Origin of the sequence: Nocardiopsis sp. NPDC058789 (assembly GCF_042745575.1) — a bacterium.
Classification (GTDB): Bacteria; Actinomycetota; Actinomycetes; order Streptosporangiales; family Streptosporangiaceae; genus Nocardiopsis; species Nocardiopsis eucommiae.
In genome coordinates, this window is sequence record NZ_JBHYOW010000001.1 from 307,403 (window position 1) to 319,359 (window position 11,957).

Consider the following 11,957-nt stretch of genomic DNA (forward strand, 5'->3'; position numbering starts at 1 on the left):
TCTCGGGCGGCGAAGGGTGCGGGTGGGGGCGCGGAGGCCGGGAGGCGCGGGGGGACCGGAGGCGACGACGCCGCTGTCACCTGGGGTGATGTGAGTGTTACCGGACGGTCCGCATAGGATGCGGTTCCGTGCGCATCGCTCTCGTTGACTCCGGTATCGGCATGCTGTCCACGGCCTCGGCCCTGCACGCGGCACGGCCCGACGCCGACCTGTACCTGTCCATGGACCCGGACCACATGCCGTGGGGGCCCCGTACCCCGGAACAGGTGATCGACCGGGCCCTGGCCGGGGCCCGTGCCGCCCTGGACGCGGCCGGTTCCCTGGACGCCGTGGTGGTGCCGTGCAACACGGCGTCGGTGCACGGTCTGAACCGGCTGCGCACCGAACTGGAACCGGACGTCCCGGTGATCGGGACCGTCCCGGCCATCAAACCCGCGGCCGCCGCCGGGACCCCCATCGCGGTGTGGTCCACCGAGGCCACCACCCGCAGCGACTACCAGCAGCGGCTCGTGGTGACCTTCGCCCGGGACGTGGCGGTGACCCCGGTCGCCTGCCTGGGCCTGGCCGAGGCGGTGGAGTCCGCGGACCCCGCGCGGATCGGCGCCGCCGTGGCGTACGCCGCCTCCCTCACCCCACCGGAGGTCCGGGGGGTGGTGCTGGGCTGCACGCACTACGACCTGGTGGACGAGGAGATCTCCCGGGCCCTCTCCGGCAGGGCGGAACTGTTCACCGCGGCCCGGGCTGTGGCCGCCCAGACCCTGCGCAGGGTGGGCGCGGCCGAGGGGAGCGGTCAGGAGAACGCGACCGCCCCGGCCTCCGACCGTCCCGGCCGGGTCACCGTGCTCGCCAGTGGCCGTCCGGCCGAGCTCCCCCCAGCGGCCCTCACCTACCCGGCGGGCCGTTCACTCCTGCCCCGTTGAGCACCCCTGTCCCCGGTGGCACCAGTGGGTGCGCTCAGCCGCCGGCCCCGAACCGCACGGCCCCCGCGGCCTCCCGCGTCTCCCGGACGGTCGGGTGGTCCGGGACCGGCTGGGGCTCCACCACCTGGGGTCGCACCGGAACCCACGCTGCGTCGTCCGCACGCGGGCGGTCCTGGGCCGTCTCCGGTTCCCGCAGCTCCGTGACCGGCCTCCGGTCCCCCGCCTGAGGGCGGTCCGGAACCGGCGGTGACTCCACCCGCGACGCGTGTTCGCGTACGAGCGCCCCGGCCGCCAGAGTGCGGACGAGGTCGCGCACCCCGGCCGTGTCGTTGTCGTGCAGAAGCGTCTCCAGGAGCGACAGGGCGGCGCGCTGGTCTCCCGGCTGTTCACGGACGTGGCGCCACTGGGGTTCGGTGGCCACGTCGGAGAGCATCAGGGTGCGGCCCACCTGTCCGAGCGCGCTCAGCAGCGCGGAGTCGTGCGGGCGCTCCATGAGCGCCACGTTCACCTGCTCCGCCTGCTGCTCGGGGTTGACCTCCTCGGCCTTCTGTGCCCGGAGGAAGTCGAGGATGCCGCCGGAGGGGGCCAGGGGGTGGGCGGCCTCCAACCCCCGCACCATCGATCGCACCTCCACCAGGTCACCGGTGATCTCCTCGGCGGCACCGAGCTCCCGGATGAGGCGCTCGGCGCGCTGCGCGGAGCACTCGGCCACCCACCGTGCGCCCCGACCGCTGGCCAGCCGGGAGGCGGCCAGGGCGAGCTCGGCGCCACGGCGGGGCGCCCCCACCCGCTCGAAGTAGCGGGACCAGGTGGTCACCCGGACGCCCAGCCGCCAGTCGTTGCGGACACTGCCCTGGCAGACCAGGTTCTCCACCGACTCCACCCACGCCGAACGCAGCTTGGGGTAGGTCTCGGCCTCCTCCACGGTGGGCAGGAGGCCGATGGCCTGGCGGGCGTCGCAGAGTCCCAGGCGGGCCAGCCAGGACAGCAGCCGGGCGCGCTCGAAGCGGATCATCCGCAGCAGGGCGGCGCGGCGCGGGTTGACGGCGGAACCGTCGCCGCCCCGTCCGCCCAGCTCGAGCTCGGCCTCCATCCGGTCCAGGGCGTCCAGGGCGTCGGTGTGCTTGTCCTGGTGGCGCAGGGCCCTGACGAGGGCGAAAACACCCTCCGCGCCGAGCACGGCGGGGCCGGTGGCGGTGTGGTCGTAGCGGCGCAGCTCCGCCTCGGCGCGGTCGGCCTGCCCCTCGTCGATGAGGAGGTGGACGCGGGCCAGGGTGAAGGCGGGCCAGGCCGGGGTGGCCTCCCAGCCGGACAGGCGGCGGGCGGAGAGGAGTTCGCGGCGCTGGTCGGTGGTGCCCCTGGCGTCGATGTTGGCGTGGCAGCGAACCAGTGTCTCCAGGGCGGAGACGGCCAGCGGCCCGTACTGGTTCGGCGCGGGTTCGTCCTCCACGACGGCCCTGGCCTGTTCCAGGGCGCGCCGACCCTCCGCCAGGGATCCCACGCGCACGGCGAGCGGCCAGTGCGCCAGGAAGAACAGGGTCGGCGGGCCGAACACCCCCGGGACCGAGGCCGGAACCGCCGTGGGCGCGGGGTTGTCGGACTTCCCGGCCTCGGCGACGAGGCGGCGGGCGGTGCGCATGGCCGACCTGGCCAGCGCCTCCACCTTGACCGCGTCGCCCGCTTCGCTGAGTACGGGCAGCTCGGTGACGGCTTCGGCGAGTTCGTCCTGTCCGGCGGCGCGGAGTTGACGTCCGGTCTCCCCCACCCATGTCCACATCGTCATGGTGTCTCCCCCCAGTGGCATGTGCGAACAGAACGTAGCAGCGTGGTGACAGAGCTGTCTGGAGAACGCGTGAACCCGGTGTGGGGGAGGCACTCCGGCTCGGCCTGTGGCGGATCACGGCCGATAGACTCGGAGGTGTACAGCGGACGGCTGGTACAGGGCGGCACGAGGGAGACATGAGCGCCGATGGGATGGCGAGACCGGTTCGGACTCCGTAAGGCCAACCGCAAGGGCAAGGCCCGCTTCGACCGCGCCGCCGAGGATTCGGACATCAAGGCGCTGATCGACTTCGCCAAGAGCCGGGTGGGGGTCGAGTTCTTCGTGGAGCCCGAAACCTTCGCCACACGGGCCACGGCGGTCGCCGTCGCCACGGACGGGGAGTGGATCCGGCGGCGCTGCGGCTCCCCAGACGTGATCCGCAAGGTGGCGAGCGACCTGGCCACGCCCGCGTACGACGTGCAGATCGTGGGTTATCCGCAGCGGATGCGGGACTGGACCGCGCGCAACAAGCGCGGTCTGTCCATGGACGAGTGAACCCTCGACCGGTGCGGGCGGAGCATACCGCCCCCGCGTGAGACCGGCCACGTCCACACCCCCTCTGAGCACGTCCGAAACCCGTCACTCGGTCATTTTGGGCATTGATGACGAGTCCTTGCCGCGACTTCCTTGCCGAACGGGTTCCCTAACGGCCTCCATCCGTCGCATACTCGCCTGGGAGGGGGGACTCCGATGAAGCAGGATCTCACTGCCTTGTGTTGCGAATGCGGCATGGTTCGCGAGGTGAGCGACCACCAGAGTGTCGGTGAGGCGCAGTCCGCCTACGGACTGGCCCGCTGCGTGGTCTGGCGCAAGTGCCGCCCGTGCGGCTACCGCACCTACCACGCCTACCTGCGTGCCGACGAGGACCGTGACGAGCTGGAGGACGCGCTGCGGCTCGACGGCGCCCTGGCCGCGGAGGCCCTCGACGAGGAGGTCGAGCAGCTGCGGTTGTGCGGGGTCGAGATCGGCCACGCCACCGTCCCGGCGATCTGGGACGGCCAGTCCGTGGGCATGGTGACCCAGCGGCTCACCGACCACGCCTACGCGATCGTGCTCGACCCCGAGGCCTCGGTGGTGTCCCGGCTCAAACTCATCGACATGATGTGGAACGAGCTGCTGGTGGGCGAACACGACGACCGCTGGCAGATCCAGGAGCCGGAGGACGACTCCCCCGGGTACGCGATCCGGCTCTTCGGTTACCGCACGCGGGGCTGACCCCGCGCGACACCGGGACGACACGGGCGGCGCACGGGCGCGGGCCGTCGGCCCCCGGCTCGACAGCGACCACGGCAACGGCCGGGCACCCCAGGGGCGCCCGGCCGCCGTCGTGTCACGGACACGTTCAGGCGGCGGACTCGTCCCGCGCCGCCCCGGCCTTCTCGGCCAGACGGCGCAGGGCCGAACGCGCGACCTCGGGGTCGGCCGTCCCCCAGTAGGGCGGCAGGGAAGCCCGCAGGAACCCCCCGTACCCGGCGGTGGCCAGGCGCGGGTCCAGGACGGCGATCACGCCCCGGTCGTCGGTGGAGCGCAGCAGACGCCCCGTCCCCTGGGCGAGCAGCAGCGCCGCGTGCGTGGCCGACACCGAGAGGAAGCCGTTGCCCCCGTGCGCGGAGACCGCTCTCTGGCGGGCCGAGGCGAGCGGGTCGTCGGGGCGCGGGAAGGGGATGCGGTCGACGATCACCAACTGGAGCGAGGGGCCCGGCACGTCCACCCCCTGCCAGAGGGACAGGGTCCCGAACAGGCAGGACCGCTCCTCCTCGGAGAAACGGCGGACCAGCTGCCCGGTGGAGTCCTCCCCCTGGCACAGGATCGGCTGGTCCAGGCGCTCGCGCAGTTCCTCGGCGGCCTGCTGGGCGGCGCGCATCGAGGAGAACAGGCCCAGGGCACGGCCGTCGGAGGCCTCGATGAGCTCCGCGATCTCGTCGAGGTAGGCCTCGGAGAGCCCGTCGCGACCGGGTTTGGGCAGGTGGCGGGCGACGTAGAGGATACCGCTGCGGCCGTGGTCGAAGGGCGATCCGACGTCCAGGCCGCGCCAGCGCGGTTCCCCGGCCGCCCGGTGCGGGCCGTCCTCGTCGGTGTCCGCCCCGGTTTCGGTGTCCGGGTCCGCGGGACCGGCCGGGGCCTCCTCCACCGCTCCGGCGCCGCGGGCGGCGCGTTCCGCGGCCTCCTGGGTGACCTCGCGGCCGAGCCCCCACTGCCGGGCCAGGGCGGTGAAGTCGCCGCCCAGGGTGAGCGTGGCGGAGGTGAGCACCACGGTGCGGTCACCGAAGAGCTTCTCCCTGAGCAGGCCGCCCACGCCGAGCGGCGCGACGTTGAGTGTCGGCGGACGCGCGGGGACCTTGGTGAGCCAGACGATCTCGGTGCGGTCGCGGAGCGGCGGCTCGAAGGACTCCAGGACCCGCTCGGCCGCCTCGCGGACCTCGGAGAGCGCCGCCAGGGCCAGGCGCCGGTCGGAGGCGGTGTCCGGGTCGAGTTCGCCCGGTGAGGGGCCGATCGCGGCGATACAGGCGGCGGAGGCGTCCCGTGCCGCCGCCACGGCACCGGCGAGCCCCTCGTCGATGTGGTCGAGGCGCCCCTCGGGCACCTCGGTGAACATCAGCGCCAGTCCGTCCGCGCACTCGCTGAGGCGTTCGCTGATCCCCGGCTCGACCAGGCGGGCGGCGCGTTTGGCGGCGGTGGTCACGGTGCGCTCGGTGAGGCTTCCGGTGGCCACGGAGGTGGCACGGTCCACCAGCTCGTGCGCCTCATCGATCATGATCGTGTTGTGCTCGGGCAGGATGTGGTAACCCTGCGACATGTCGATGGAGAGCATGGCGTGGTTGGTGACCACCACGTCGACCCCGGTGGTGGCCTCGCGGGCGAACTCCGCGAAGCACTCCTGACCGAAGGAGCACACGCGGGCGCCCATGCACTCGTTCCCTCCCACGGACACCTGACGCCAGGCCAGGTCGCTCACGCCGGGCACGAGTTCGTCGCGGTCCCCGGTGAGGGTCTCCTCGGCCCACTCGTGCACGCGGGCGACCTGGCGGCCCAGGGAGGAGAGCTGGCGGGCGTCGAAGAGCTCGCTGCCCTCGGCCTCCTCCTCCGACGCGGTCTGCATGCGGTTGCGGCACAGGTAGTTGCGTCGCCCCTTGAGCACCGCGAAGGTGGGTTCACGGGGCAGCAGCGGCGCCAGGGCGGCGGCCAGGCGCGGCAGGTCGCGGTCGATCAGCTGGTTCTGGAGCGCGATGGTGGCGGTGGAGACGACCACGGTGGTCCGTGTCGCCATCGCGTGTCTGATCGCGGGCACGAGGTAGGCCAGGGACTTACCGGTACCGGTACCGGCCTGGACCACCAGGTGTTCACGTTCTTCGACCGCCTCGGCGACGGCGCCGGCCATGGTCTGCTGACCCTCTCGGCTGCTGCCGCCCAGGGACTTGACGGCCGCGCCGAGCAGGGTGGGTACGTCGGGGAGATCTGCCACGGATCGACAGTACCCGCCGGTGACGACAGGTTCGGCGCCGTCCACAGGCCCGGTTCGCGGCCCGTCCGCAGGCCGGGCCCCGAGTGCCCGTGGTTCAGACCAGGGAGCGGACCAGTTCCTCCAGCTGGTCCATGGACTGCCCGGCGCCGGTCTCCATGCCGGAGGCGAGCATGCCGTCCCGGTCCTCCACGCTCTGGAAGACCGCAATGGAGGTGTACCTCGTACCTCCGTCGACCTCCTCCAGGCGGTGGGTCTCCATCAGGACGTGCCCGGGCATGCCCTCGAACTCGAAGGTCTGGGTGTAGCTCTCGGGTGCGCTGACATCGTGGATGACGCCGTGGAAGCCGTACTCCTGCCCGTCCGCGTCGCGCTCGACGATCCGCCAGTTGCCCTGGGAGCGGAAGTCGAACCGGTCGACGACCGTCTCGGTCTCCCTGAGCCCCCACCACTTCGGGAGGAGCGCGGGGTCGGTCATGGCACGGAAGACGACGTCTCGCGGGGCGTCGAAGGTGCGGGTCATCACGATGTCCTGACGACCCGGTTCGGCGACGACACTGAGGTCACTCATGGCTCTGCTCCTTCGGTGCTGCTCCGCATCCTGCGAAGTTCCTCGTCCAGGCGGGCGAAGCGCCCCTCCCAGTGGCCCCTGTAACGGTCCACCCACTCGTTGACCTGCTCCAACGGCGCGGACTCCAAACGACAGGGGCGCCACTGGGCGTCGCGTCCCCGGGTGATGAGCCCGGCCCGTTCCAGGACCTTCAGGTGCCGGGAGACCGCCTGGAGGCTGATGTCGAACGGCTCCGCCAGGGTGTTGACCGTGGCCTCGCCCTCCGCGAGCCGGGCGAGGATCGCCCGACGGGTCGGGTCCGCCAACGCGGCGAACGTCAGACTGAGCGGATCGTGCGCCATCTGCCTGTTCAACCTTCCAGTTAATCAACCAACACGTTGATTATGCGCCGAGCGCGGCCTCTCGTCAAGGGCGTGCCGCCCGTCCCTCAGGCGCGGCGGACGCCCCTGGGGTCGCTGACGGTGGCCTCGACTCCGGCGTCGGCCAGCTCGGAGAGTTCGGCGGCCAGCAGCGACCGGGCCGCGTCGCTCAGTCCGGACACCCGCTCCAGGGCCACGCTCACCGAGCTCACCCGCGCGTCGTCGATCGCCTCCTCCAGCCGGGACACGATCTGCTCGGCGGCGAGGAAGTCGATCTCGCCCCGCAGCCGCACATCGAGCCGGTTCCCCTCCCTGGTCACGCTGTGCATCGGGGATGGCGGCTCCGACGGTGTCTGGAGCATGTGCAGGTCGTAGTCGTCGGAGAGTCGCTCCAGCGCCGCCACCCCGCGCACGCTGTTGCCCGCGTCGTCCAGCGGAGGGCTGAAGACGCCCACCCCGAACGCGCCGGGGGCGGCCGCGAGGATGCCGCCGCTCACCCCGCTCTTGGCGGGGATGCCCACCCGCAGCCCCCACTCCCCCGCGCGGTCGTACATGCCGCAGCTGGACATGATCGACAGGGTGTGCCGGGCGGTGCGCTGGGAGACCACCCGCTCCTCGGTCACCGGGTTGACCCCGCCGACCGCGAGGGTCGCGGCCATGACCGCCAGGTCCCGCACGGTGACGCTGAGGGAGCACTGGCGGAAGTAGTCCTGGACCGCGTCCTCGACCCGGCCCACCAGGACGCCTCCGGCCAGGCTCAGGTATCCGAGGGCGCGGTTGCGGTGTCCGGTCTCGGCCTCGGAGTGGTACACGTCCTCGTCCACGTCCAGCTCACGCCCGGCGAAGGACGACAGCACCGACCGGACGCGCTCGAAGCGCCGAGCCGGGTCCGCGCTCTCCACCAAGGAGGTGGTCACGATGGCGCCCGCGTTGATCATCGGATTCTCGGGGCGGCCGTGCTCGTCCAGGCTGATGGCGTTGAAGGGCTCCCCGCTGGGTTCGGCGCCGACGTGTTCGTGCACCACGTCCAGGCCCAGCTGCTCCACGGCGATCGCGTACACGAAGGGCTTGGAGATCGACTGGATGGTGAAGGGAAGTTCGGACTCCCCCACGCAGTAGGAGCGGCCGTGCGCGCTGATCGCGGCGATCCCGAACAGGTCCGGGTCGACGTGCGCGAGTTCGGGGATGTAGTCGGCCACCCGGCCTCCGGTGAGCCCGGCGACCTCGGCACGGATCTTGTCCAGCACCTGGATGACGGGGCTGGTCTCATCGGCGGGGTCGTGGTCCATCCGCCCAGTCTAGGAAGGCGGGGACCCGCGACGGTCCCGGCCACGCGGCCCCCGGACGAAACGACCCGGCGAGGAGGACAAAGTCCCCCGAGCAGGATCGTTCCGGAGTGGAGTGGAGCTATGGGGATTCGAACCCCAGACCTCCTCCATGCCATGGAGGCGCGCTACCAACTGCGCCATAGCCCCGTGTGCCTTGCGGCGACGGTTCGATTCTAACGGATGTCGGGCGGTGCCGGGAACATCGTCCGTGTCAGGCGCCCCACACCGGGGAGCTCCGGCGCCGGTCGGAGTTCATCCGGCCTTCAGCCGAGGTCCCCCCATGTTGGACATGCCCGTTTCCGGGGTACCGGATGGTGGCTTGAGTCTGGACATCCCCCGAACGAGAGGCTTCCCCCGGATGCGTGTCCGTTTCCTGATCCCGACGGTGCTCACCGCACTCCTGTTGGCGCTGGGCGCCCACCCCGTGTCCGCCGCCCCGCAGGGCACCCTGAGCCCGACCGAGGGCGAGGACCTCACCTTCGCCTACACCACCCCCGATCCGCACGCCGCCAACTGGATCGGGCTGTACCGCTCCTCCGGCGGGGGTCCCGTGGACGAGGAGTACGTGGCGCCCTCCCTCGTCTGGGAGTACGCGCCCGAGGCCGAGGGGAGCGTGCGCCTGCCCGTCGACTCCCTGGAGCCGGGCACCTACACGGCCTACTTCCTGGCACGCGACGGCTACGAGTGGCTGGCCGAACCGGTCGAGGTGCGGCTGTCGGCCGACGGCCCGGTCTCCTTCCCCGTCGAGGAGGCCACACTGCACAACGCCCGCCAGGGCCAGGCCTACGAGGCGAGGCTCGGCGGCCTGGTCTCGGGCGGGGCCACCGGGTTCACCAAGGTGGGCGGTGACGGCTGGGTCGAGGTCTCCTCCGACGGGACGCTCTCGGGCACCCCGCGCGCCTCGGTTCACCGGGAGACCCCGGCGGGTGTCTCCCGCGCCGACCGTTCCTCAGCCCGCGTGACCGTGGAGGCCACCGGCGAGGACGGCTCCTCCGCGCGCCTGGACGTCATCATCCCCGTGCGCCGCCACGACCAGCCGCTGGTCGACGAGGTGGGCGTGATGAGCCTCAACACCTGGCACGGCGGTACTCGGATCAACGGGTACCACGAGAAGCAGCTGCGGTTCCTGCTGGAGAGCGGCGCCGACGTCGTCGGGCTCCAGGAGACGCAGGGCACGCACGCGGCCCGGTTGGCCGAGGCCCTCGGCTGGCACCACTGGCAGGGTTCGGGGAGCCTCGGGGTGATCAGCAGGTACCCGATCGCCGAGGAGTACGGCGAGGTCAACGCCTCCGGCGGGGTGCGGATCGCGCTCGACGGCGAGGAGTCCCAGGTCAACCTCTGGAACGTGCACCTGGGGTACACCCCCTACGGCCCCTACGACTTCTGTTTCGACGGCATGGACGTGGACCGGGTCCTGGAGCGCGAGGCGGAGTCCGGGCGCACCCCGCAGATCACCGACACCCTCGCCGCGATGTCCGACCAGGTGGAAGCGGCCGACGAAATCCCCGTGCTGCTCGTGGGTGACTTCAACGCTCCCTCGCACCTGGACTGGACGGAGGAGCTGCGGGAGAGGAACTGCGGGTACGCGGACGTGCCCTGGCCGACCTCGGTGCTGCCGACCGAGGCCGGGTTCACCGACTCCTACCGGGTGGCCCACCCGGATCCCGTGAGCGCCCCGGGGCTCACCTGGTCGCCGCTGTACCCGTTCCACGAGGGGTCCACGGGCCGCGAGGAGCCGCAGGACCGGATCGACTTCGTCTACCACGCGGGAGATCTCACGGTCCGGGACTCGCGGGACCTGGTCGTCGGGGACCCCGCCCCGGTACCGGAGCACGCCGACAACGAGTGGACCACCGACCACGCCGCGGTGCTGACCTTCTACTCGCTCCCCTCCTAAGCGGGTTCGGTCCCGCCGACGGGTGCTCGCCGGGACCCTGACGGCGCCCGGCCGGGAGTCCCGGCCGGGCGCCGTCCCGCCCGCTGCTCGGCTCTCGGGCGCGCCACCGTCGGCGGGACGGTTCGCCCCGTCTGGGAGCCGCCCTCGTACCCTGGAGGTGTCGGTGTCGTCACCTCCGGGGAGGAAGCTTCCGTGCACTCCGCAGAGAACCCGCAGGTCGCCGCCCTGCTCCGCTGGGAGGAGCACGGCGCTCTGTGGCGGGTGGTGGAACGCGGCGACGCCACGGTGACCGTGTCGATGCTCACCTGCGACGGCGGCACCGAGGTGGACCGCATCACCTCGGACGATCCGGCCCTCCTCTCCTTCATCGGCCAGCGCGGCGGCTCCGAGGAGCCGTTCAGCCCCTCTCCTCCGCGATCGACCTGATCCCCTCCAGCCTGCGGTCCCACGCGGCGGCGATGCCGCGCAGGTTGCGCCCGACCTCGTCCAGGCGGGCACCCTCCACCTCGTGAACGATCGAGCGACCACTGCGTCTGGTACGCACCAGCCCCACCGTGCGCAGGACCTCCAGGTGCTTCACGATCGCCTGTCGGGACACGGGCAGTTCCCGGGCCAGTTCCGACGCGGAGGCGGGCTCCCGTCCGAGCCGGACCAGGATGCTCCACCGGGTGTCGTCGCCCAGAGCGGCGAAGACGGGGGGCAGTGTGGTGTCCACGGCGCCTCATCTCCCCCGTGTGGCGGAGAGGTGGCCCGCGAGGGTGGTGAACCCGCTGTTCCACCCCTCGAGTTCGGCCGAGGCGTTGCCCGCGGCGTCACCGAAGCGCTCGGCCAGGGCATCGAACCCGACCTGTGTGACCGTGAGCAGGCTCCCCGCGCCCGAGGCCCTGACCTCGAAGGTCACCAGGGTGCTGTCGTCCGTGCCGGGGTCGGTCTCGGGCTCCATGGCGATCCGGTAGGCGAACCGGCGGGGGGCCTCCACCTCGACGACCCGGCCCCGGAACGTTCCGTGCTCGGCCCAGCGCAGTTCCATCGGCGCCCCCTCGCGCGCCTCGAAGTCAGCCCCGTCGAAGGCGTACCAGGCCGCGAAGTGCTCCGGTGTCGTCACCGCCGCCCAGACCCGTTCCGGGCTGGCGTCCACGTGCACGGTCCGCTCGACGGTGACCGGATCGAGCAGGCCGCGCGCGGCGGCGAGCTCGATCTCCCAGCCCTCGATCTGCCCGGCGACGTGGTCGCGCAGTTCGGCCTCGGCCAGGCCCAGCGTCTCGAATCCGCTCTCCACGACCGTGAGCGTCACCCCGCCCGGGCGCTCGCGCACCCAGATCTCCACCCGGGTGGACTGCTTGTCGTCCACCCTGCCGAGCCAGCTGAACACGGCGTGGTGCGGTGGGTCGAGCTTCTCCGTGCGCACCAGGAACTCACCGTGCGTGGGGTCGTGCACCAGGTGCACGCCATCCTCGACCTCGTCGATCCGGTGGTCGACCACGCGACCGTCGTTGATGAACCAGCCGGGCCGCGAGACGAGGTCCCAGACCCGCTCCGCGCTGGCGTCGATGTCGATCCGCCGTTCGATCCTGTCCATACGAGCCTCCCTTGTGCAACT

The 11,957-nt window shown here is 72.1% G+C and carries 12 protein-coding genes and 1 tRNA gene; 5 read left to right on the forward strand and 8 right to left on the reverse strand.

Annotation, left to right across the window (positions count from 1 at the left end; all coding sequences use genetic code 11):
* Positions 1–128: 128 nt before the first annotated feature.
* Complete coding sequence (locus tag ACFW3L_RS01335; RefSeq protein WP_378735056.1) at positions 129–920, forward strand: glutamate racemase; 792 nt, start codon at positions 129–131, stop codon at positions 918–920.
* Between the two features lie 34 nt (positions 921–954).
* Here the strand turns inward: ACFW3L_RS01335 and ACFW3L_RS01340 are convergent, their stop codons facing one another.
* On the reverse strand, positions 955–2,703 hold the full coding sequence (locus ACFW3L_RS01340; RefSeq protein WP_378735058.1) for a hypothetical protein: 1,749 nt from the start codon (positions 2,701–2,703) through the stop codon (positions 955–957).
* A 186-nt stretch (positions 2,704–2,889) separates the two neighbouring features.
* Here ACFW3L_RS01340 and ACFW3L_RS01345 point away from each other — a divergent pair, with 186 nt between their 5' ends.
* Both ACFW3L_RS01345 and ACFW3L_RS01350 read left to right on the forward strand, forming a co-directional pair.
* On the forward strand, positions 2,890–3,237 hold the full coding sequence (locus ACFW3L_RS01345) for a hypothetical protein (RefSeq protein WP_378735060.1): 348 nt from the start codon (positions 2,890–2,892) through the stop codon (positions 3,235–3,237).
* Between the two features lie 195 nt (positions 3,238–3,432).
* Positions 3,433–3,957, forward strand: a complete 525-nt coding sequence (locus tag ACFW3L_RS01350) for a DUF6315 family protein (RefSeq protein ID WP_378735062.1) — start codon at positions 3,433–3,435, stop codon at positions 3,955–3,957.
* 127 nt (positions 3,958–4,084) lie between these two features.
* Here the strand turns inward: ACFW3L_RS01350 and ACFW3L_RS01355 are convergent, their stop codons facing one another.
* The 5 genes from ACFW3L_RS01355 to ACFW3L_RS01375 all read right to left on the reverse strand — a co-directional run bounded on the left by ACFW3L_RS01355 (position 4,085) and on the right by ACFW3L_RS01375 (position 8,607).
* Positions 4,085–6,205 carry an ATP-dependent DNA helicase gene (locus ACFW3L_RS01355; protein ID WP_378735064.1) on the reverse strand — a complete coding sequence of 707 codons (2,121 nt, stop codon included), beginning with the start codon at positions 6,203–6,205 and terminating at the stop codon, positions 4,085–4,087.
* Between the two features lie 94 nt (positions 6,206–6,299).
* Positions 6,300–6,773 (reverse strand): SRPBCC family protein, encoded by a 474-nt coding sequence (locus ACFW3L_RS01360; protein WP_378735066.1) that lies wholly within the window; start codon positions 6,771–6,773, stop codon positions 6,300–6,302.
* Positions 6,770–7,114, reverse strand: a complete 345-nt coding sequence (locus ACFW3L_RS01365; protein ID WP_378735375.1) for an ArsR/SmtB family transcription factor — start codon at positions 7,112–7,114, stop codon at positions 6,770–6,772. Before ACFW3L_RS01365 ends, ACFW3L_RS01360 begins: the two co-directional genes overlap by 4 nt.
* An 86-nt stretch (positions 7,115–7,200) precedes the next feature.
* Positions 7,201–8,421 (reverse strand): glutaminase A, encoded by a 1,221-nt coding sequence (glsA, locus tag ACFW3L_RS01370; RefSeq protein ID WP_378735068.1) that lies wholly within the window; start codon positions 8,419–8,421, stop codon positions 7,201–7,203.
* Between the two features lie 113 nt (positions 8,422–8,534).
* Positions 8,535–8,607: transfer RNA gene (locus ACFW3L_RS01375), tRNA-Ala, on the reverse strand.
* Positions 8,608–8,818: 211 nt separating this feature from the next.
* On the opposite strand from ACFW3L_RS01375, the gene ACFW3L_RS01380 reads away from it, so the two are divergent.
* Positions 8,819–10,357 carry an endonuclease/exonuclease/phosphatase family protein gene (locus ACFW3L_RS01380; RefSeq protein ID WP_378735071.1) on the forward strand — a complete coding sequence of 513 codons (1,539 nt, stop codon included), beginning with the start codon at positions 8,819–8,821 and terminating at the stop codon, positions 10,355–10,357.
* 192 nt (positions 10,358–10,549) lie between these two features.
* Positions 10,550–10,783 carry a hypothetical protein gene (locus tag ACFW3L_RS01385; protein WP_378735073.1) on the forward strand — a complete coding sequence of 78 codons (234 nt, stop codon included), beginning with the start codon at positions 10,550–10,552 and terminating at the stop codon, positions 10,781–10,783.
* Here the strand turns inward: ACFW3L_RS01385 and ACFW3L_RS01390 are convergent.
* Positions 10,755–11,072, reverse strand: a complete 318-nt coding sequence (locus tag ACFW3L_RS01390; RefSeq protein WP_378735075.1) for an ArsR/SmtB family transcription factor — start codon at positions 11,070–11,072, stop codon at positions 10,755–10,757. The genes ACFW3L_RS01385 and ACFW3L_RS01390 overlap by 29 nt on opposite strands.
* A gap of 6 nt (positions 11,073–11,078) precedes the next feature.
* Positions 11,079–11,936 (reverse strand): SRPBCC domain-containing protein, encoded by an 858-nt coding sequence (locus ACFW3L_RS01395; RefSeq protein ID WP_378735077.1) that lies wholly within the window; start codon positions 11,934–11,936, stop codon positions 11,079–11,081.
* Positions 11,937–11,957: the final 21 nt, after the last annotated feature.